Annotated in this window: 20 protein-coding genes, 1 pseudogene and 1 other annotated feature (1 of these 22 only partly in view); of the genes and pseudogenes, 17 read left to right on the forward strand and 4 right to left on the reverse strand. The window is 34.7% G+C overall.

Translation table 11 applies throughout. The features are described from left to right. Positions 1–122 (forward strand) — a binding site (T-box leader); it begins 97 nt to the left of the window's first position. A 75-nt stretch (positions 123–197) separates the two neighbouring features. From trpD to D0S48_RS02200, 8 genes and pseudogenes are all read left to right on the forward strand, one after another. Next, on the forward strand, positions 198–1,229 hold the full coding sequence (trpD, locus tag D0S48_RS02165; RefSeq protein ID WP_151109778.1) for an anthranilate phosphoribosyltransferase: 1,032 nt from the start codon (positions 198–200) through the stop codon (positions 1,227–1,229). Between the two features lie 50 nt (positions 1,230–1,279). Continuing rightward, positions 1,280–2,016, forward strand: a pseudogene (gene trpC / locus D0S48_RS02170) (indole-3-glycerol phosphate synthase TrpC). Beyond that, positions 2,013–2,627, forward strand: a complete 615-nt coding sequence (locus tag D0S48_RS02175; RefSeq protein ID WP_151109780.1) for a phosphoribosylanthranilate isomerase — start codon at positions 2,013–2,015, stop codon at positions 2,625–2,627. The pseudogene trpC and the gene D0S48_RS02175 overlap by 4 nt, the downstream one beginning before the upstream one ends. Positions 2,628–2,629: 2 nt before the next feature. Then, positions 2,630–3,823, forward strand: coding sequence for a tryptophan synthase subunit beta (trpB, locus tag D0S48_RS02180; protein ID WP_151109782.1), 1,194 nt, complete (start codon positions 2,630–2,632; stop codon positions 3,821–3,823). Further along, complete coding sequence (gene trpA, locus D0S48_RS02185; RefSeq protein ID WP_151109784.1) at positions 3,816–4,604, forward strand: tryptophan synthase subunit alpha; 789 nt, start codon at positions 3,816–3,818, stop codon at positions 4,602–4,604. Before trpB ends, trpA begins: the two co-directional genes overlap by 8 nt. A 364-nt stretch (positions 4,605–4,968) precedes the next feature. After that, the gene (locus D0S48_RS02190) at positions 4,969–5,841 is read left to right on the forward strand and encodes a GNAT family N-acetyltransferase (RefSeq protein ID WP_151109786.1); all 873 of its coding nucleotides are present in this window, start codon (positions 4,969–4,971) and stop codon (positions 5,839–5,841) included. Positions 5,842–6,032: 191 nt separating this feature from the next. Next, positions 6,033–6,632 carry a lysophospholipid acyltransferase family protein gene (locus D0S48_RS02195; protein ID WP_151109788.1) on the forward strand — a complete coding sequence of 200 codons (600 nt, stop codon included), beginning with the start codon at positions 6,033–6,035 and terminating at the stop codon, positions 6,630–6,632. A 283-nt stretch (positions 6,633–6,915) separates the two neighbouring features. After that, positions 6,916–7,713, forward strand: coding sequence for a DUF4097 family beta strand repeat-containing protein (locus tag D0S48_RS02200; RefSeq protein ID WP_151109790.1), 798 nt, complete (start codon positions 6,916–6,918; stop codon positions 7,711–7,713). Positions 7,714–7,768: 55 nt separating this feature from the next. Here the strand turns inward: D0S48_RS02200 and D0S48_RS02205 are convergent, their stop codons facing one another. Next, the gene (locus D0S48_RS02205) at positions 7,769–8,260 is read right to left on the reverse strand and encodes a GNAT family N-acetyltransferase (protein ID WP_151109792.1); all 492 of its coding nucleotides are present in this window, start codon (positions 8,258–8,260) and stop codon (positions 7,769–7,771) included. A 183-nt stretch (positions 8,261–8,443) separates the two neighbouring features. Between D0S48_RS02205 and D0S48_RS02210 the strand changes: the two genes are divergently transcribed. The 9 genes from D0S48_RS02210 to D0S48_RS02250 all read left to right on the forward strand — a co-directional run bounded on the left by D0S48_RS02210 (position 8,444) and on the right by D0S48_RS02250 (position 17,452). Continuing rightward, the gene (locus D0S48_RS02210; RefSeq protein WP_151109794.1) at positions 8,444–9,349 is read left to right on the forward strand and encodes an aminoglycoside phosphotransferase family protein; all 906 of its coding nucleotides are present in this window, start codon (positions 8,444–8,446) and stop codon (positions 9,347–9,349) included. 210 nt (positions 9,350–9,559) lie between these two features. Beyond that, positions 9,560–11,164, forward strand: a complete 1,605-nt coding sequence (locus tag D0S48_RS02215; RefSeq protein ID WP_151109796.1) for a spore germination protein — start codon at positions 9,560–9,562, stop codon at positions 11,162–11,164. 5 nt (positions 11,165–11,169) lie between these two features. Next, positions 11,170–12,357, forward strand: a complete 1,188-nt coding sequence (locus D0S48_RS02220; RefSeq protein WP_151109798.1) for a Ger(x)C family spore germination protein — start codon at positions 11,170–11,172, stop codon at positions 12,355–12,357. Positions 12,358–12,362: 5 nt separating this feature from the next. Next, a complete protein-coding gene (locus D0S48_RS02225; RefSeq protein WP_151109800.1) occupies positions 12,363–12,593 on the forward strand; it encodes a hypothetical protein in 231 nt (76 codons plus the stop codon). Positions 12,594–12,626: 33 nt separating this feature from the next. After that, complete coding sequence (locus D0S48_RS02230; RefSeq protein ID WP_225321733.1) at positions 12,627–13,736, forward strand: GerAB/ArcD/ProY family transporter; 1,110 nt, start codon at positions 12,627–12,629, stop codon at positions 13,734–13,736. 111 nt (positions 13,737–13,847) lie between these two features. Then, positions 13,848–14,429: a hypothetical protein gene (locus D0S48_RS02235; protein WP_151109804.1), complete on the forward strand. Its 582-nt coding sequence runs from the start codon at positions 13,848–13,850 to the stop codon at positions 14,427–14,429. A 215-nt stretch (positions 14,430–14,644) separates the two neighbouring features. Continuing rightward, a complete protein-coding gene (locus D0S48_RS02240; RefSeq protein WP_151109806.1) occupies positions 14,645–15,601 on the forward strand; it encodes a tyrosine recombinase XerC in 957 nt (318 codons plus the stop codon). A gap of 381 nt (positions 15,602–15,982) precedes the next feature. Further along, positions 15,983–16,849, forward strand: a complete 867-nt coding sequence (locus D0S48_RS02245) for a GNAT family N-acetyltransferase (RefSeq protein ID WP_151109808.1) — start codon at positions 15,983–15,985, stop codon at positions 16,847–16,849. A gap of 414 nt (positions 16,850–17,263) precedes the next feature. Then, positions 17,264–17,452 (forward strand): hypothetical protein, encoded by a 189-nt coding sequence (locus tag D0S48_RS02250; protein ID WP_144536379.1) that lies wholly within the window; start codon positions 17,264–17,266, stop codon positions 17,450–17,452. An 11-nt stretch (positions 17,453–17,463) separates the two neighbouring features. Here D0S48_RS02250 and D0S48_RS02255 read toward each other — a convergent pair whose 3' ends face one another. The 3 genes from D0S48_RS02255 to D0S48_RS02265 form a co-directional block, all read right to left on the reverse strand. After that, positions 17,464–17,664 carry a hypothetical protein gene (locus D0S48_RS02255; RefSeq protein WP_151109810.1) on the reverse strand — a complete coding sequence of 67 codons (201 nt, stop codon included), beginning with the start codon at positions 17,662–17,664 and terminating at the stop codon, positions 17,464–17,466. Between the two features lie 32 nt (positions 17,665–17,696). Further along, positions 17,697–18,587, reverse strand: coding sequence for a hypothetical protein (locus D0S48_RS02260; protein ID WP_151109812.1), 891 nt, complete (start codon positions 18,585–18,587; stop codon positions 17,697–17,699). Positions 18,588–18,945: 358 nt separating this feature from the next. Beyond that, positions 18,946–20,703: a glycoside hydrolase family 13 protein gene (locus D0S48_RS02265; RefSeq protein WP_151109814.1), complete on the reverse strand. Its 1,758-nt coding sequence runs from the start codon at positions 20,701–20,703 to the stop codon at positions 18,946–18,948. Positions 20,704–20,823: the final 120 nt, after the last annotated feature.

Consider the following 20,823-nt stretch of genomic DNA (forward strand, 5'->3'; position numbering starts at 1 on the left):
AGAGCCTCCTTGAGAATGTCTTTTTGTTTTAGAGGTGGACGTATTTCCTACGTTACAAGGAAAAAAGGGGGAGTATATATACTCCAACTAGAGGTGGCAACGCGGTTAACATCGTCCTCTTCATGGGAATTTTATATTCCTATGAAGGGGACTTTTTTTATTTAGCTTAGACGAGAAGAGAGCAGAGGAGAGATTAGATGAGAGAGTATATTGAACAGGTCCTTAGAAAAGAAGATTTATCATTCGAAGAAATGCAGGAAGCATCTAGAATTATTTTGGATGAGAGTACGGATATGCAATTGATAAAACAATTTTTAATTGCTTTAGCTATAAAAGGAGAAACAGCAAATGAGGTAGCTGCTCTTGCGACAGTAATTAAATCATTTGCAATCACTTTAAATGTTCCTGAAGGAAATTATATGGATAACTGTGGAACAGGTGGTGACGGATCAAATAGCTTTAACATTAGTACAGCATCTGCCATTGTAATAGCTGGAGCTGGCGTGAGTATAGCAAAGCATGGAAATAGAAAAATCTCTAGTTCATCTGGAAGTACAGATGTATTAGAGGCATTAGGTATTCAAACGAACTTAGATATCCAGGCTTCCTTGAATATATTAAACAAAGAAGGTATTACTTTTTTATATGCACCGACTGTACATCCAAAACTAAAAAGAATTGGACTGGTGAGACAACAAATTGGAAAACCGACTATCTTTAATCTTGTAGGGCCTCTTACCAATCCGGTTCCACTTCTCAGCCAGTACACTGGCATAAACCGTCCTGATTTTACAATAGAATACGCAAAAGTACTTCATATGCTTGGAAGAGAGAGAGCAATTGTAGTTTGTGGGACGGGTGGGATGGATGAAGCATCGCTTGTAGGAAAAAACTCTTTAGTATTAGTCGAAAAAGGTGACCTGATACCCTTCACCCTTAGTCCGGAGGATGTGGGACTTTCCTTTTATTCTCCTGCTGCTGTAAGAGGGGGTACAGCAGAGGAAAACGCTCAAATTATGTTGAATTTGCTTAACGGTAAACAGGATGCTTATTTTGATAGCGTAATTTTTAACGCAGGAATAGGACTCTACGCAAATGGAGCAGTGAATAATATACCTGAAGGTGTAAAACTAGCAAAAGACAGTATTCTCTCTGGCAAAGCACTTGATAAATTGAAAGCAGTTGTTGCTTATAGCAATCCTAATTTTGCTCAGGAGGTACTATCATGACAACTATTCTAGATAAAATTCTTAAAGAAAAAGAGACGCTCATCAATCAAATGATTCATGAAACAATTCCTGTATGTAAAAAGAGACTGAAAAGACCTTCGCTATTTGATAGGTTGTTTCAGAACAATAAGCTCCAAGTAATTGCCGAAATTAAACGAGCCTCTCCTTCAAAAGGGTTAATTCAAGGAATAGTAGATCCAGCAAAACAAGCATTAGTTTACCAAGAAGCTGGGGCTGCTGCAATATCTGTTTTGACAGATTCCCCTTTTTTCAAGGTTCTTTTAAGGATTTACAAGCAGTAGCAGAAACCGTAGATTTACCGATCTTGTGTAAGGACTTTATCATTCATAAAGTACAGATTGATTTTGCTAAAAGTGCTGGTGCCTCTGTTGTTCTTCTCATTGTCGCAGCATTATCAAAGGAAAAAATAAAAGAATTATACACATATGCAATAGCGAAAGGTCTCGAGGTGCTAGTAGAGGTTCACAATATCCAAGAGCTAGAGGTAGCACTTCAATTAGACACTAAGCTTATAGGTGTAAATAACAGAGATTTACGCACTTTCCAAGTAGATTTATCTCACACCGGTGAATTGGCAAGTAATTTCCCTTTTAACGAGGGACGGGTATTAATTAGTGAAAGTGGTATTTGCAATAATGTGGATGCAATACAGGTTGCAAAATACGGTGCAAGTGCTGTATTAGTAGGTGAAGCTTTAATGCGAAGTGATGATCCGTATAAGACACTTCGTACATTGCAGGTGGAACGTGAAGTGATGGTCCAATGACTAAGGTGAAGATATGTGGATTGATGGAGAAAGAACATGTGGTAGCAGCAATAGAAGCTGGCGCGGATGCTGTTGGATTTGTTTTTGCACCAAGTAAAAGGAGAGTCACATTATCACAGGCTCATGACTTAGCAAAATGCATCCCTAAAGAAGTGTTAAAAATTGGCGTTTTTGTCAATCCAAACAGCGATGAACTAGAACAGGCAATTCGAGAGATTCCGTTGGATTTAATTCAATTACATGGTAATGAGGAACCAGATTTTATAGAAAATATTAAGTTTCCAACCATTAAGGCCCTATCTATCAGAGAAAGTCGTGATGTGGAAAAAGCGAAAGTGTTTAATACCGATTATATGCTGTTCGATGCTCCAGGAAAAGATTTTAAAGGAGGAAGTGGAGTAACGTTTGATTGGCAACTGTTAAATGATCTCAGCATTTCCCCTAATCAGATAATTCTAGCTGGTGGTTTAAATGCATCAAATATAAAAGAAGCGATTAGAAGAGTGAAGCCCTTTATGGTGGATGTATCTAGTGGAGTAGAGGTAAATGGTAGAAAAGATGAGCAATTGATACGCGAATTCATTCAAACGGTCAAAGATGAGGAGAGATAAGCATGGTACAAACAAAAGCTGGGCGATATGGACGTTTCGGAGGTCAATTTGTTCCTGAGACACTTATGACTGCATTAGTAGAATTAGAGAATGCCTATAAAACAGCAATCGAAGATGCTTCCTTTTTAGAAGAGGTAGAATATTACTTAAAGGACTACGTGGGAAGAGAAACTCCTCTCTATTTTGCTGAACGTCTTACAAAGGAAATCGGTGGAGCAAAAATTTTATTGAAGAGGGAAGATTTAAATCATACAGGCGCTCATAAAATAAACAATACAATCGGCCAAGCGCTACTGGCAGTCAGAATGGGTAAGAAGAAAATTGTAGCAGAAACAGGTGCAGGCCAGCATGGAGTTGCTACTGCTACTGTTTGTGCACTGTTTAATCTCGAGTGCATTGTTTTTATGGGAAAAGAAGATGTTCGCAGACAGGAACTGAACGTTTTCCGGATGGAGCTACTCGGTGCAAAGGTTGTATCGGTAGACCAAGGCTCTGGAACTTTAAAGGACGCAGTCAACGAAGCACTTAGATATTGGGTTGCAAATGTCGAGGACACCCATTATATTTTAGGCTCAGCTCTTGGTCCCCATCCTTTTCCGAGAATTGTTCGGGATTTTCAACGTGTTATCGGTGTAGAGACTAAGAAGCAAGTACTAGAAAAGGATGGAAAACTCCCTAATGCCATCGTTGCCTGTGTAGGCGGAGGAAGCAATGCAATAGGAATGTTCCATCCCTTTATAGACGATTCAGAAGTGGCTTTGTACGGTGTTGAAGCAGCGGGAGAGGGAATTGAAACTGGGAGACATGCAGCGGCAATTGCCGGGGGGAAAGAAGGTGTATTGCATGGAGCTTATATGTACGTTCTGCAAAATGAAGACGGATTTATACAGGAAGCACATTCAATTTCCGCCGGTTTAGATTATCCTGCGGTTGGTCCGGAGCATAGCTATTTACATGACATTGGAAGAGTGAAGTATCTTTCTGTGAAGGATTCTGAGGCATTAGAAGGATTACAATTACTAGCTAGAACGGAAGGAATTATTCCAGCTCTAGAGAGTTCCCATGCTATATATTTTGCAGCTAAACTTGCTAAGAAAATGAGCCCAGAGGATACAATAGTTATTTGTCTTTCTGGTCGTGGTGATAAAGACGTACACACAGTTAGAGATGCATTAGGAGGCTCAAATCATGTCTAAAAGAAAACTTACAAATTCATTAGTTAATTGTTTAAGCAGCGGCGATAAAGTATTTATTCCTTATATTATGGCTGGGGACGGGGGGCTGGATCAGTTAAAGGAGAGAGTTCTACTTCTCCAAGAGGCTGGAGCAACAGCTATTGAATTAGGAATTCCATTTTCTGATCCAGTGGCCGATGGACCAACTATCCAACAAGCTGGTGAACGAGCACTTAAAGTAGATGCTACATTGAAAAATATCATTGCTGAACTGGAAGGAATCTATCAAAAGATCCATATTCCATTAGTTATTATGACGTATTATAATCCTATGTTGAGCTATGGATTGAGTAATTTTGCACAGGATTGTGAACGACTTGGTATTGCCGGGTTAATCGTACCGGATGTGCCCTATGAGGAGAGTGACATTTTGAGAATCGCCTTAAGAGAAACAGATGTAGCTTTAGTGCCTCTTGTGTCACTGACTAGCCCGAAAGAACGTATAGTTAAAATCGTGAATGCTGGAGAAGGTTTTATATACGCTGTCACGGTCAACGGAATAACTGGTACTCGTGAAAAGTTCAATAAAGACTTAGTAGAGCATTTGAAATCTATCAAAGAACTTAGTAATATACCAGTGATGGCAGGATTCGGCATATCATCTCCTGAGCAAGTAGAGGAAATGACTAGTATGGCTGATGGAGTCATTGTCGGAAGTGCAATTGTAGAGGCATTTCATAAAAAAGATTTGAATAAAATTAAAATCTTGGTGAAAGCTTCTAAACGAAAAATTATATCTTAAAAACATAGACACATAAACGTCTTTCTTACAGACTAACAATTAATAAAATGATCTTAAGCAATCCGAAATAATGCTATCTCGGATTGCTTTTTTATTGAAGCATTTATTTTTAAATGGGAATAAAAAGGATTTTTAAAGGAAAGCTAGAATTTATTATAAAAGCTGCGAAATTAATCTCCAGTTGAATGGTTTCGAACAAGGATTTTCTCTTGAAAAAGATTACTAGTGATTAAGATGGATATTAATTTCAAGATTATTAGAAACAAATGATATTACTTGTCCCTAAGAGTAGAAAAAAGATTGTTCAAAACTAAAGGCGGTTGAAATACAATCACAAAAAATACTGATGAGTAGGTGCGGTTAAATGTTAAAGATAAAGAATCCAAAAGATATTCATCTTCTTTCGGAATTTCTCGAGAAATTGAATCTCCAGCCTGAGTATCATATCGGTTATTGTGGAGTTATTGCTAAAGAAATTGAAGATACTATTCTACATGATTTCTCTGACTTAGACTTTGAGCACTCATTTGTCATTGCCACTGAACATGCCATTATTAAAGGTGCTCTTGGCTTTGATGTGGATGAGCAATTAAGAACTATTGAAGTTTGGGGACCATTTGTTTTAGCTTCAGAGGAATACCGGGAGATAGCAGATGGAATGTGGAATCATTTAGTTTCACAGATGCCATTTGACGTAAAATCCTTTCAGTTCTTTGTTCATAAGGAGAATTTTCTTACAAGAGAGTACATTCGGGAAAAAGGGGGAGTGGAAATAGGACAGCATCTGATATTATCTATCATTAAGAAAAACCACTCATTTCCGCAAAACATCAAAATTATACAATACAGCCCATCATTCGAAGATTCCTTTACAGCTCTCCATACTGCATCATTTTCTAATACTTACTATAATAGCTCCGATATTCTGAGACGTTTGGACAATAAAAATAAGCTTTTTATATTTGCAGAGGGTCTAGAAAAAGTTAAAGGATATGTTTACGTAGAGATAGAATCAAGTCAAAACAATGGCTCTATTGAATATATAGCAGTTTCCAGTGAGTATCAGAAGCAAGGAATCGGGACTCAACTTATTCAATCCGCTCTCAATTACTTATTTTCTTATGACACTATTAAAGAAATTACATTGAGTGTCAGAGCTGAAAATGACAAAGCATTGGCTTTATATAAATCGGTAGGTTTTGAATTGAAGTATGAGCTCATAGCCTATAGGAAATAGTAGAAACACAAGGTCAACAGTCTGCTCCGATATTCAAACAATGAAAAAAGCAAGAACCCCCTGAAAGGATTAGTAAGAATATGAATCTAGTAGACAAGTAGATAAGTGAAAATTAAAAAAACCTAGTAATTTCCCGATATTTACTCTACAATTAGCACTAGGTGCTAATCGTAGATAATAAGGTGGGTTATATGTATAAATTTGTATTAAGTATTGCTAAAATAATTGTAAGGATATTCGGGAAAGTAGAAGTGCTAAACAAGGAACTGTTGCCGCAACAAGAAGCATACATTGTTACTTGTACTCATAGGGGCTGGCTAGAAATTGTTATATTAGGAATTGCTATTCCAAGACCAGTTCATTTCATGGCAAAAAAAGAACTATTTGATAATCCGATAATCGGAATTCTTTTACGCAAAATCAATGCATTTCCGGTAGATAGAGAAAATCCTTCTCCTAGCACTATTAAAATTCCCGTTAAACTATTAAAAAGAAAAGAAGTTGTCGGCATTTTCCCAAGCGGAACTCGAAATTCAGAGGGAGCGCCCTTAAAAAGAGGCGCAGTAACTATTGCAAACTTGTCGAAATCCCCGATTGTTCCAGCCTATTATTACGGTCCTCGAACATTGAAGGAGTTAAAAAGAATGAAAAAAGCTGTAATAATGTTTGGTGAACCAATTTTCATAAATGTTCAAAAAAAAGACGAACTAGCTAGCTATACAGAACTACTTAATGAAAGAACAAAATTATTAGAAGAAGAAATACAAACTACATTAGAAAATAAGAAATAATAATCAGACCTAAGCCTTACATAACAAGAGACTTAGGTCTATTTTTAACATTACATATTTTTATTATAATTTGGTAAATGTTAACTTTTGAAGGTTATTAGTAGCAAATAGCTCCTGGATATATCTTGCTTTTTCTAGGTGGAAGTCGATAAAACCATTCTATAACAATAATATGAAGAGCATATATTAAGCTATATACGGCTTAGGTCTTACACTTAAACAGCTCTTCAGACCATTTATATGTTTTTCAAACACACTATAATGAAGTTAAGGAGGGAAATATATGAACTTAAAAAAAATTATTATCTTATGTGTATCAATTTTACTCGTAGGAGCTATCATCAATATTGGTTTTGATATAAAAGGTCTATTTCAAGCAGACGCAGCTAAAGTGTCAACTATAGCAGAGACGTATGAAAATGTGGGGGTTGTATCAGACAATGCTTCCATTACAGTTTTACCTACAACCGATTCAAACACTAAGGTAGAATATACAGGAAATACAAAACAGAAGAAGAAATATAAGTTTTCAGCAAAAGTTAAGGGTGATACTCTTTATGTAGAGTTGTTAGAAAAAAGATGGAATACTTTTCAATTTGGTATTAATTCGGGTAGCACGAAACTAACGATTTATCTTCCAGAAAAGGTTTATGATGATATTAATCTTTCAACTTCAAATGGAAGTATCAAAGCAAACAATATTCAGGGTGATCAACTTATTTTTGAATCCAATAACGGGTCAGTATTACTAGAAGATATCGTTGGGAAAAATGTTCATGCTGAAACGGATAACGGAAAAGTTGCTTTGAAAAATATAGCTGGAATCATTGTGGCTGATTCAGATAACGGTGCGATAAGTCTAGAAACGAAAAATCTTGATCAACATATTAACCTCAGCACTGATAATGGAGCTATTGAAGTAAAGACAGAGAATGAACCGACGAATGCAACTATTCAAGCAAAAAACGACTTAGGCGGAATCGATCTTTTCGGTTCATCTGATTCTTCTATCACTTACGGTAAGGGAGAATATCTCATCAAACTTGATACTGATTTAGGTAGAATTTCTGTTCGAAAGTAGAATAATAAGTGAGCGGACTATGAATTTTCTATTTATAGTCCATTTTCTCATTATATTATTTTTCGGTTTCTCTTTCTAAGCTTATCGTCATTTTCCTGCTGATAGTTTCCATTCCTAACTTTTCATAAAAGGCAATAGCACTTTCATTGAAGTTCCACACATTAAGTTCCAAGGCTGTTGCTCCTTTACTATTTGCCCAGTACGTACACCCTTCAAATAGTACTTTTCCTATACCCATTCTTTTATGACTGCTTTTTACTCCAAAATCGTTTATGTATGCATATTTTCTTGGAGCAAGTGAGTCGAAAGGTGGAGCCTCCATTACCTCCAATATAGCGAAACCTAGGATTTGATTATTTTTTCTAACTACTAATACTTCACTTGCTGGTTCGATTAATAACGATTGAAAGTAATCGTGTGGCATTACTTGGTCGACTCTGCTAAAAATATGGGGTAAAGCTCGGTGGTGTTCATCTTGACTCTCTTTTACTATGGAGTTAACCTCATCAAAATCAGCTATGGTTGCAGTTTCTATTGCAATAGTCATTTTATCTCCAACTTTCAGTAGTTATTTCATTCTATTTTACTAAAGTATTTTTTAAATATAAATAACAATTCTCACAAATTAAATAAGAAGCACCAAAGATATTAGTAATTATTTTATACTTATAAGAGAAACTAATATATTTTAGAAATGGTAAATTAAGAGCTAGAGAATGGAGGTAGGGTTATGGAGTATCCCCAATCGTTTGTGCAAAAGATAAAGGGGGCATTTGGAGAAGAAGGCATACAATGGCTTAGTCATTTACATCAAATCATAGAAGTTTACGAAAAAAAGTGGGAACTAACAATATTAAGCCCGGTAGATAACTTATCCTACAACTATGTATTAAATGTTAAGCAAATAAACGGCTGTCCAGCAATTTTAAAAATCGGTGTCCCCAATATAGATTTTTCAAATGAAATCAACACCCTTGCTTCATATGATGGAAATGGAAGCGTAAAACTTTTGCGATATGAAAAGAAAGATGGAATAATGCTACTGGAGAAAATTATTCCAGGCAACATGCTGTTTGATTTATCAGAAGAAGAAGCAATTGAACAATACGCCACTGTGTGGTCAAAACTCCCTAGGAAGGTAAATCTATCACTTACGACGCCCAATATTAGTAATTGGTTCTCCGCCTTTGACCGATATGTAGAAAGTGATTATGACTTTGTCGAATATCCTCCAAAGAAGTTTGTACTTGAAGCAAAGCTTCATTCTCTGGACTTTATGAATCCATCCAATGAATTTCTTTTACATGGTGATTTACACCATGAAAACATCCTTTACTCAGATGAAAAAGGATGGACCGTAATTGATCCAAAAGGAGTGGTAGGTCATCTTTACTTAGACTTCACCTCTTTTATGGTTAATCATCTGCCAAAAAACAAAGATGTAAAACAGGTTCTCAATAATCGAATTAACCGTTTATCAAATCTTTTACACTTAGACAAACAAAAATTAGTTGAAGCTAGTTTCGTAATGGCAACCTTAAGCATGTGTTGGGCAATTGAAGATAATGATTCCTATTGGAGAAAGGTATATTATTGTGCCCAATGTTTTAAAGAACTTCTTATAGAGGATTGTTAATATAATAAGTAGTTGAAAACTTAAAAGTGGACAACAAAGGTTCGAGCACAACTTAAAAAGATGGAGAAAATGAATCATTTTCTCCATCTTTTTGTATTTAGGACTATTTAGACTTACCTAATTTTACTGTATATTGCAGTTTGATTTTGAATAAATAATGCATAAAATGGAAACACTTTTTCGTAGGATACTCACGAAAAGAGGGAAGAAATGTTTTTTTTAAAACGAAAGAAGAAAGTCGTATTATCATCATCGAGCACTGGTGATCGATTTGATTCGAAACAATTCGATAAACAACAATCCCTCAAGCAACAACTTGATGAAAATCTCAAGACTATAACAAGCTCCCTTGGTAATAGTAATGATATTATCATTCGAGAAATAAAAATTGGAACAAACGGAATTTTAAAAGCTGCAATTATATATACAGATGGACTTAGTGATGCTAATGCTATACAAGAATTTGTAATGGAATCATTAATGATTGATTTGAATGATATTCCAATTGGCGAAACTTTGATGAATGAATCTGAAATTATGAATACATTAAAGAATTATGCATTAACTGTTGGAGAATTAAAAGAAGTGAAAGATTTTAATGTGTTGTTCACCTCTTTACTATCAGGAAACACTATCTTATTGATTGACGGTGCAGAATTAGGTTTTATAATCGGAAACAAAAATTGGCAGCAACGTGCGGTAGCAGAGCCGACTTCACAAACTGTCATAAGAGGTCCTAAAGAAGCTTTTACAGAAAATTTAAGAGTTAATACTGCCCTAATCAGAAGAATTATAAAGGATACAAATCTATGGATGGAACAAGTTGAGCTGGGTACAAGGACCAAAACCAATATTGCCATTATGTATATTAACGGAGTTGCAGAAGAGTCTGTTATTAAAGAGGTTCATGCACGTTTGAATGAAATTAATATTGATGGAATATTAGAGAGTGCTTATGTCGAAGAATTAATACAGGATGAACCCAACACCCCTTTTCCAACAATCTATAATACGGAGCGACCTGATTCTGTAGCTGCTTGCTTGTTAGAAGGTAGGGTAGCAATTTTTGTAGATGGTTCTCCTTATGCTCTTATAGTACCTACATTATTTGTTCAATTTTTTCATTCCCCAGAGGACTTTTATCAAAGGCATTGGATGGCTACTTTTGTTCGATTATTGAGATTTTTCGCCTTTAGTATATCCTTGTTATTTCCCGCCATGTTCATAGCCTTAGTAAACTTTCATAGAGAAATGTTACCTACTGAATTATTAGTAAGTATAGCTTCTCAAAAAGAAAATACACCTTTTTCTACGCTTACTGAGGTAGTCGTGATGGAAATAGCTTTTGAACTTTTAAGAGAGGCAGGTCTCCGGATGCCTCGAGTTATAGGATCTGCGATGTCAATTGTCGGAGCTTTTGTAATAGGAACAGCAGCAGTAGAAGCTGGGTTAATATCTGCGGTAATGGTAATTGTAGTCTCGCTCACTGCAATTGCTAGCTTTGTAGCACCGACCTATAACATTGCAATCTCAGGAAGATTACTACGTTTTGGTTTTATATTATTGGCTGGTATGTTCGGATTATTTGGTATTGTACTAGGACTAATTTTGTTGATACTTCATTTATGTCATCTTAAATCTTTCGGAATCCCATATATGTATCCATTTGCGCCATTTCATTTAGTTGGACAGAAAGACACAGTATTGCGTTCACCTCTTCAGAAAATGACTCATCGTTCTTCCTACTTTTCTAAGAATTTGGTGAGACAACATGCTCCTAGCACTAAAGAGAAAAAGAGTAAGGGGAAAACATAAAAATTATGACAAAAAAAATGGCCTTAATGATTTGTTTATTGTTACTTTCCGGGTGTTGGGATAAATCAGAGTTAAATGAAATAGCAATAGCATTGGCTATTGGTATCGATTTAATAGATGATGAATACGTGGTAACAGCTCAAGTCATTGTACCATCAGAACTTTCTCAAAATGGGGGGACTGGGAACTCGCAAATTACAATGCTGAAAGCAAAAGATAAAAGTGTCATCGGAGCAATTAATAAAGTCACCGAAGCTTCACCTCGTGCAATATATCCTGGTCACCTTCAAATATTAATCTTTGGTGAAACATTAGCTCGAGAAAAAGGAATTGTAGAGACAGTTGATTCATTCACTAGAAATTGGGAGGTTCGGTCTGATTTTTTTATTGCTGTAGCAAAGGATACTAATGCAGAGGAGATATTAAAGGTACAGACCCCTCTTGAAATTGCTCCTATTCATATGTTTTACAGCATCCAGCAAACTGCCCAAAATAGTGGTAAAAGCGTTAGGATTTCATTAATCGAAATTGCACAAGAGTTAGAGAAGGTTGGAAAACAACCAGTATTAGCAAAAGTAGAATTAAAAGGGGATACAAAAAAAGGGGCAAGTAAACAAAATTTAGAAGGGATAAATCCAGAGGCTCATCTTAACATGTCAGGACTTAGTGTATTTAAAAAGGATAAATTAGTTGGATGGTTAGAGCAAGAGGATACAGTCAATTTTAACATTATAACGAATCATCTAAAATCAACAGTAGGTACTGTTTCTTGTCCTAAAGAAGGAAATATTGAACTAAGAATAAACAAGGCTAAATCCAAATTGAAAGGCAATGTTATCAATGGTCAGCCAAAAATTGATATGAACATAAAATTATCAGGAAATATAAATGCAATTGCTTGTGACATTGATCTCCAAGATGAAAATATCATTAAGGAATTAGAAACAAACTACGAAAAACAACTGAAAGCCTCTATGCTAAAAACAATAAAAAAATTACAGGACGAGCATCATTCAGATATATTCGGTTTTGGGAGGACTATATATGAAAATGATCCAAAGGGTTGGAACAAAATAAAAGAACAGTGGACAGAGGAATTATTCGCAGAGCTGGAAGTAAATATTGAAGTGGAAGCAACAATAAAAAATACAGGAATAACCAATAACTCTCTTTTGGGTAATGTAAAGGATTAAATTGAATGGTAAATAGCTTAATTATCATATCTATTGGGGTATTAATCATCAAATTGGATTTACCTTTATTGAAAAATAAATCAGGGAAAAAAGAGAAATTTTTATATTGGATTTTATTTTTTTTAGGATTGGGTCTTTGCTTTTTTATAGCATTCAGTATTCCAATTCCATTAGCAGATTTTTTGTCCAAATTATTTAAGCCTATTAGCAATTTACTTATGGACGAAAAATTGTAAAGAAAGGAGCGAAACATTATAACTTCCTATAACATAAATTCATTTCAATTTTTTGTGCTCGTTCTTTTTTTTACAATTGGTTCTAGCATCATATTCGTTCCGTCACATCTGGCACAGCATTCCGAGCAAGATGCCTGGATAGCTAGTATTATGGGAATACTGGGGAGTATAGTAATTGTCTATATGTATACCTTATTAGCTGGCTGGTTTCCAGGTTTAAATTATATTGCTATTAATAAGAAAATATTTGGAGGTTTTCTCGGGTCCATTTTTTCTATTTTCTTTATTATTTTGGTAATCATTTTCGCTGCAATATTACTGGCAGATGCGGGTTCATTTCTCACCACACAGATGCTACCTAAAACACCTCCGGTTATTATTAATGCCTTACTCGCATTATTGGTGGTAGTAGCTCTTAGATTAGGATTGAATACACTTGCACTTTCCGCAGAAATATTATTATTTATATTTCTCATCTTCTTTTCCTTTCTAGTGCTGTCTACTTTATCAATAGTAGATACACATAATTTATTGCCAGTGTTTCAGAAAAATATTGGCACTTTAGCAGATTCCTCTTTATTTTACATTGTAATATCCACTACCAATTCACTCGTTTTACTTATGGTTTACCCTTACGTTTCAGAAGGCGTGAAGAAGGCGAAAAAAGCTTATCTTTTCGGTAACTTTGTAGGGGGAGTATTAGTATTTATTGTTACTATCTTGTGCATTGCTGTACTAAGTGCACCTTTAACCTCCAGATTGACTTATCCAAGCTATTACCTTGCAAAACAAATTACGATTGGAGATGCAGTAAGCCGTATTGAAGCCTTGATGGCTGGTATTTGGATTATTAGTATATTCTTGAAGTTATGTTTATATTTTTTTGCTGCAATATTTGGGATTGTCCATCTTTTCAGATTGAAAAATTATAAATTACTTTGTTATCCCATTGGAATAATTGTTACCGCTCTTTCCATAATCATATTTCCAAATGTAGTAGTGCAACGAAATTTTGTTGGGAGTACTGTCGTTTCTATGAGTATTTTTGGCTTTTTATTCATCCCAATCTTAATGATGCTTGTGTATTCTATCCGCAGAAAATCATTAAAGGCACAAAATAAAACACTTGAAACAGATCCGTGATGAGTTAATTCATTGCTGGGTCTTTTTTTATTCCAATTTTTAAAAATTTATTGTTTACTACGTTCTACTCAGGGAAACCAATTAATAATGATAGGAAAAGGGGGGAAGAATATGAACGCTGCAATCCAATATAACGGATTGGTATTACTTTATGGCTATCTTCAAAGGTTATACGTTCATGAAAGAACAAAAGGGCTGCTTGATAATGGAGCTTTTAACGTGGAGAAAATAGATATTATTACACAACATTTAAAGAAAATACATGACATTACAGATGTATTTGACAACAATAAAAAATTAGATGAAACAAATCAGGCTTTGTTGTTAGACATAGCTAATGTTTGCAGCGAAATGTCTGATGAATACAAAAATGAAATCTTAAATAGCAAAACCTTTAAGGATGAGCTCGCAGTAGTTGCCTCTACCATTTACGCCGAGGAGCATATAAATAATGGAATCATAAAAATGGGCGAGTTATTTAATCCAGAAATTCAAGATCGGTTCATGCAACAAATATTATATTACAGAAATCGAGTAGCACTTGTAAATGCTGTAGTACAAAAAGAAACAGAAGGCAAAGAGATATCAGAAAAAGAAAAGGAACAAATAAAAAATTGGTACATGGAAACTTCGCAAACCTCTAGTTACATGAAAAAGGATTTTGATTCCATTAAGGAGTACATTCAAAGCTAAAAAGAGAATTATACTAGATTAGATTGAGAGCTCCCTTCAAGGTAATTATACGGAAATGATTTTCTAAAGTACTCTCAGAGCCAATCTCAAGCATTCATAAAAAACGACAAAAATCCTAAATAAAGTAAAATATTTAAAGAAATTTTAAAAAGGTTCCCAAATTCATATTTGGGAACCTTATTTTGTGATAAAATGGGTGTTATGAGGTGAGCGAATTGCAACGAGAAATCCCAAGATTACTTAAGGACTTTTTAGTATATTTAACAACAATTAAAGGGAAATCTCCCCGTACGAGAAAAGAGTATGAATATGATATAAGTTTGTTTCTTCGATTTATTAAATCATTGGATGATGATATACCAGCTAGGAAAATAGACGAGATAAACATAAAAGATGTTACCATTGATCGAATACGTAAAATTACATTAGAAGATTTATACATGTTTATAGAATTTTGTGAGATACAAAGAAACAATAGTGCTGCTACAAGAGCAAGAAAGGTAGCTACACTAAAATCTTTTTTCAAATATTTAAAAGGGAAAAGAAAATTATTGGAGGATAATCCTGCTGATGAGCTGGAAAGCCCCAAGATAGGAAAAAAATCTCCTATTTACATGAACCAAGGAGAGGCAGAGCAGTTTATAGCAGCTATCAAGCATAGCAACCACTATTACCGTAACTATTGCATGGTAATACTCTTTTTAAATTTAGGACTCCGAGTATCGGAGCTATGTGGCTTAAACATTAATTCGATTCATGATCGAACACTTCGAATTGTAGGTAAAGGAGACAAGGAGCGCACGGTATATTTAAATAATGCCTGTCTCAGCTCTATTCGCAATTATTTTGAAAAGGAAAGATCATCTATACATGGGGCGAATAGTAATACTGCTTTATTTCTATCCCAAAAAGGGACACGCCTAACTAGACAAACTGTGGCTAAAATTATTAAACAGATCAATATGGATTCTGGACTAAAAAACGATAATATCACTCCACATAAGCTGCGCCATTCAGCTGCAACCATTATGTATAAACACGGAGCTGATATTAGAAGCCTGCAGCAAATTTTAGGTCATACAAGTGTCTCTACCACTCAAATCTATACACATGTTGAAGATAAAGAGATTCAACATGTTTTGGAGAGTAATCCATTCAATCAAACTAATTAATAGGTTTACATAATATTATTATGTAAACCTATTTTTTAAAATCCATAACATTGTATTAACTTAACAGCAGGGAGTTTATACATTTTATATTGGTTCTTTATACATTCAAATATTCCTTTTTAATCATGTAAAAGTATGCAGAACGAAATAAGGACTTGATTTTACAACTTACTTACTAGATGTGACGATCTTATTTCAACGTCATCGAAAAATTATTAAATTTAAGGAGGATAATGCTCTTACATTGTCAAATAGAATTCTTAATATATTTTGGTGATGATACTTTAGAAATAGACTTGGGACTTAATACAAGCTATTCCAAGTAATGATGCTAAATATGGAATATAAGGGCATTAGTACAAACATAAAGGGGAATATGTAATGGAAATAAAGACATTAGCTAAATGCACTTTAGATGAGATCACTGAAGCATGGAATAAAGGATTTGAAGGTTATTTATTGCCTGCTACGATGGATACTCACTCATTAATCAAGAAAATAGTAGGTGAGGAGCTTTCGACTGATTTTTCTATCGTCGGTTTTATGGAAGGCAAACCAGTTGGCATTATTTTAACTGGCATAAGGGAAGATGGCGGCAAAAAATTAGCCTGGAATGGTGGAACAGGTGTTGCTCCTTCCTATAGAGGCAAAGGAGCTGCACTTAAAATGATGGAAGCACTTTTTGAAATCTATCGGAAAAATAATGTTTCAACAGCAACTCTTGAGGCACTTGAAAAAAATGAAAGAGCGATCGCTTTATATAAAAAGTTAGGATATGAAGTGAAGGATTATTTATTATTCATAAGTAAAAAGATTAATAGCGATGAATTTCCATTGCAAAATAACAAGTGGACAATGGAAGCAGTTTTACCTGAACAGCTTGCTAAAATTGATTTCTATACATCTAATATTCCATGGCAGTGCCAGTGGCAGAGCCTCAAACACGGGGATGCCTTTGTTGTTAAAGATCAGCTGGGAGGCAGTGTAGGCTATGGTCTTTACAAAAAAGTGATAAATGCAGAAGGCAAGGTTGAAAAGGTCAACATCTACGATTTGAATTATCAACCTGAAAAAATAAATAGTACAGAATTTACGAGGAAGTTTATATCTTACTTAGCAGCAAGTATGGAGAATTCGATTGAACTATCAACATTTAACTTTCCATCAAATAATCCTCTAGCAGAAGTTCTTATGGAGATTGGATTTGAAAAGAAAATTGTCCAAGTATATATGGAGAAGCTGATGTAATACCATTGCCGATAAATATACGAAAGAAAAGCGATTGCTTATATAATTAAAAACGGTCTCCATTTCTCATGAATTGAATTTGAGAAATGGAGATTTTCGTAATTCGAATCGCATACATCTGCTTAAAATGAGAGAAAAGTGATATTTATATGCGTTTATTCTAATAGAACTTCTATGTACGTCTGGAGCTTAAAATATCAAGACTAACCACCCTAGATGGTGCATGAGTATGGTTTATACTAATAGCTCCTGCTTTTTATGCATGTTCCATTTCATGTTCCACTTCCACTAAATTACTATAATAATATTATGTAAACTAATTATTATCTTCCATATTATGCAAGCAAGTACATACGTCTAATTAGCATAACTGAATATACTACAAAAGGAATATGTAGAAAACGAGGGGAAGCAATGAAAATAAGGGATATTTATGAGCGACTTCTAAGGGGAGAGAAGTTCAAAGGAGTAAATGAAATAAAGTTAAACCACTTACCCGTAAAACGACCAGCAGATTTGGTTGGGCCTTCGCCAATTATGCAGGAGATAGCTGAAAAGCACTCCAAACATTTTAAAGAAAAAAATAGAAAGTACCCACTTTGAACAAGTGGGTACTAACTGTTGTTTTGAAAATAAGTCATTCTCTTTACTAGCGGCTCGGACTTGTTTACATGGATTGGTTTAACTAAATCTCCGGTTATTGCAGCAGTCTTTAAAGGTTTCGAACTTTTTTTTGTCGTATTGAATCTACCCAGTTTTCTTGCTGCCCGATTTTTAACATCCTCGGTGCAAATAGGTACCTTTTCACTTAGCATACTCAACACTCCTTTAATGTATAAATTATATTTTATTGGTTTTCAATTGATTCTGAGTTAGTCAATGCCACCATGTATTCAATATTTTCAATATTTTTGGCAATTGTTTTATGAAGAAGCTCAAAAAGATATTTATCAATAATATCAAACGAGTAAGTAAAGCTTTCAATCACTGTCGTAAATTCTAAATTGTCATATGCAAAATAGTAAACTAAATAATTTTTCTTCCATACATTTAAGTCATCTGTCCTATTAAATACTACTGCCTCTCCAGTTTCCGTTGATTCATCTATTAGGTCCACAAACTTTTCAGGGGTGTCTCCTGTATACACAGCAAAAGAAAACGCACCGTTGATTGGTTGATTTTTGTAACCGATTTGTGTCTCCTCTAAAAAATATTCTAAAACCTCTTTAAAATCGATTGCCGACCTGAATAAGAACTCCAGAGTTCTTCCAGAGGCGTCGTCACCTGTAAAATAAGCCATGAGCTTTGCTTTTGTACCACTGATTTCCACTGTTTCAATAGCGGCTTGCTCAATATTATCTACTTCAAATTCTAAATTCAAAAACTTAAACCTTTTCAATCTCTTAAAAGCAACTGGGATTATTAAAAATAATAAAAACCATATAAATAGTAAAAAGAGTCCTCTAAAAATGACTTGGTTAAAATTTGATTCAACAAAGGGTTTTATAATAAGTGAAAAAGCAGTTTCTTGAACAGTTTGTACTGTATTAGAATTATCTACCTCGATTTCCTGAAGAAAAAATGCTTTAGGGTTCTCCTGCCATGTCGAAATGCCAATGATCAGGGAGGAGGTGGCCATCCACACCAAAATTAACAGAATTCCTATCGTATAAATATAGGGAATCATCATGTTTATCCATTGAAAGAGAGTACGTTTTTCTTGAAAACGGGAATTCATATGGGCTACGCCTCCGTCATATAAAACGAGTTGTCTATTTGTTTTATCAATTGATTGTATGTGACAGAGCCCAAAATATTACCTGATTCCTCTTTATCATATGAAAGGTTGCTCCAAAAATTGATAGTAGCGATAGAATAATAGAATGGAAAAATTTAAGGGGGGTGACCTAGTAGCTAAAAATGCATTTAATGTGCTATTATCCAGACATGCGAGAACAACGGACAGACCATAGACATAAAATAACGTTAAAAAAGATGGTGAGACCTTATGTCACACCATCCTCTCTATATTTTTCTATTAGTTAGAGTTTATTGTACATACTAAACATTTTTTATTTGATTAATTGAAGTTATGCTCATACCACAACGCTTGCATTTTTCTTTATAATTGCGAAACCATAACCATTTAAGCTTATTGCGGTGCTATTGAAACTTTTAGTATCGCTATATAATAGATCATATTTGCTTGTTTGGTCTAAATCCAGGGCCTGCTCCGTTTGTGATGGATTAAATAATACTAGTACGGAATAATCATCATTGAATTTCTCATAACCAAAAATACCATTTTCAGAAGAAGGACGGATAAATCTCACAGAGCCTTCGTTCGCAAGCAGCTTCTCTTGTTTTCTTAATTTAATTAGTGTTTTAATATGGGTTTTCATCTCCAGATTATGCTTTGATTCATCCCATTCCATACATTCTCTACAGCCAGGGTCTTGACCACCAGTTAATCCGATTTCATCTCCATAATAGATACAAGGTGTACCCATAAAGGTTAAAAGAACAGTGAAGATTTGTTTCGTTTTGTTAATATTGTTATCACATTCTGTTAATACTCTTGCCGTATCATGACTTCCAACAAGGTTAAAAGTATAGTCAAAAACATTTTTAGGATAGTTGTAATAAACTTGAGTAATATTTTCTACAAACTGTCGAGAACTAATACTTCCATTTACTAAAAGATTAAACAAATTGGTTTTAAAGGGATAGTTCATGACCGCATCAAACTCATCTCCTCGAAGCCAAGGCATCGAATCATGCCAAATCTCCCCTAATATATATATATCTGGCTTAATATTTTTTACTACAGTTCTAAACTCTCGCCAGAAATGATGATCCACTTCATTAGCAACATCTAATCTCCAGCCGTCTATGTCATACTCCTCAATCCAGTAAGCTCCTACATCTAATAAGTATTTCTTTACTTCAGGATTAGCTGTATTTAACTTTGGCATAGACTCTACAAAACCAAACGCCTCATAATTTGGTCTCTCTCCACCTCGGACAGGGAAGTCATGAATATGGAACCAATCCTTATAATGAGAACTTTCTCCATTTTTTAATACATCTTGAAAAGGGGGGAAGTAGTACCCACTATGATTGAAAACAGCATCTAGCATCACCTTTATGCCACGTTTATGACATTCTTTCACAAGAAGCTTTAAGGATTCTTTATCACCAAATTGAGGATCGATTTCTAAGTAGTTGATTGTGTCATACTTATGGTTGGAACTAGCTTGGAATACAGGTGTAAAATATATTCCATTTATACCCAAGTCATTTAAATAATCCAAATGTTGAATGACCCCGGCAAAGTCCCCACCAAAAAAATTATTTATTGCAGGAGGCTCGGAACCCCATGCCTTAGCGGTTGGAGGATTAATAGAGGGATCACCGTTTGCAAAGCGCTCTGGGAAAATTTGATACCAAACAGTGTCTTTTACCCAGGAAGGGGCCTCAAAAATATCATTGCTGTGCAAATATGGAAAACAAAAATAGTAGTCGGAATCATTAGGAGCTTCCGAGTAGAACCCTTTTTCTGTATAAACAATTTGCTCATCATTTGAAATTAACTTAAAGCCATAACGGATTCTATTCGTCTCAGAGAAAACCTTAATCTCCCAGTAATCATGCACTTCATCAGATCCTACCAAATACATTCTAGCCACGTTATATTTCCATTCTCCATTTTCCCAAATGTATGGATCTCCATGGATTAGTAATGCTTCGTTAAGATCATTTGCTTTCGTCTTTAAGCGTATATGCATTGTTTTTTCTTCTAATAGATACGCTAAGTTGTCTACCGGTCTATGAAATACAGCAGCTCTTTCCATATAACTCCCCTTTTCCAATTATCACTTCTACTAATTTGACTATATTTTTACACAAATAAAATATTTTTTAAAAAATTTAAAAAAGTGTTTGTGTAAACTTACTTTAAATGTATAATAAAA

Origin of the sequence: Psychrobacillus sp. AK 1817, from assembly GCF_008807035.1 — a bacterium.
GTDB lineage: Bacteria > Bacillota > Bacilli > Bacillales_A > Planococcaceae > Psychrobacillus > Psychrobacillus faecigallinarum.

Bases quoted from the DNA above. Each gene is read 5' to 3' on its own strand.
- trpD (WP_151109778.1), top strand. From the start codon at position 198: ATGAGAGAGTATATTGAACAGGTCCTTAGAAAAGAAGATTTATCATTC.
- D0S48_RS02175 (WP_151109780.1), top strand. From the start codon at position 2,013: ATGACTAAGGTGAAGATATGTGGATTGATGGAGAAAGAACATGTGGTA.
- trpB (WP_151109782.1), top strand. From the start codon at position 2,630: ATGGTACAAACAAAAGCTGGGCGATATGGACGTTTCGGAGGTCAATTT.
- trpA (WP_151109784.1), top strand. From the start codon at position 3,816: ATGTCTAAAAGAAAACTTACAAATTCATTAGTTAATTGTTTAAGCAGC.
- D0S48_RS02190 (WP_151109786.1), top strand. From the start codon at position 4,969: ATGTTAAAGATAAAGAATCCAAAAGATATTCATCTTCTTTCGGAATTT.
- D0S48_RS02195 (WP_151109788.1), top strand. From the start codon at position 6,033: ATGTATAAATTTGTATTAAGTATTGCTAAAATAATTGTAAGGATATTC.
- D0S48_RS02200 (WP_151109790.1), top strand. From the start codon at position 6,916: ATGAACTTAAAAAAAATTATTATCTTATGTGTATCAATTTTACTCGTA.
- D0S48_RS02205 (WP_151109792.1), bottom strand. From the start codon at position 8,260: ATGACTATTGCAATAGAAACTGCAACCATAGCTGATTTTGATGAGGTT.
- D0S48_RS02210 (WP_151109794.1), top strand. From the start codon at position 8,444: ATGGAGTATCCCCAATCGTTTGTGCAAAAGATAAAGGGGGCATTTGGA.
- D0S48_RS02215 (WP_151109796.1), top strand. From the start codon at position 9,560: ATGTTTTTTTTAAAACGAAAGAAGAAAGTCGTATTATCATCATCGAGC.
- D0S48_RS02220 (WP_151109798.1), top strand. From the start codon at position 11,170: ATGACAAAAAAAATGGCCTTAATGATTTGTTTATTGTTACTTTCCGGG.
- D0S48_RS02225 (WP_151109800.1), top strand. From the start codon at position 12,363: ATGGTAAATAGCTTAATTATCATATCTATTGGGGTATTAATCATCAAA.
- D0S48_RS02235 (WP_151109804.1), top strand. From the start codon at position 13,848: ATGAACGCTGCAATCCAATATAACGGATTGGTATTACTTTATGGCTAT.
- D0S48_RS02245 (WP_151109808.1), top strand. From the start codon at position 15,983: ATGGAAATAAAGACATTAGCTAAATGCACTTTAGATGAGATCACTGAA.
- D0S48_RS02250 (WP_144536379.1), top strand. From the start codon at position 17,264: ATGAAAATAAGGGATATTTATGAGCGACTTCTAAGGGGAGAGAAGTTC.
- D0S48_RS02255 (WP_151109810.1), bottom strand. From the start codon at position 17,664: ATGCTAAGTGAAAAGGTACCTATTTGCACCGAGGATGTTAAAAATCGG.
- D0S48_RS02260 (WP_151109812.1), bottom strand. From the start codon at position 18,587: ATGAATTCCCGTTTTCAAGAAAAACGTACTCTCTTTCAATGGATAAAC.
- D0S48_RS02265 (WP_151109814.1), bottom strand. From the start codon at position 20,703: ATGGAAAGAGCTGCTGTATTTCATAGACCGGTAGACAACTTAGCGTAT.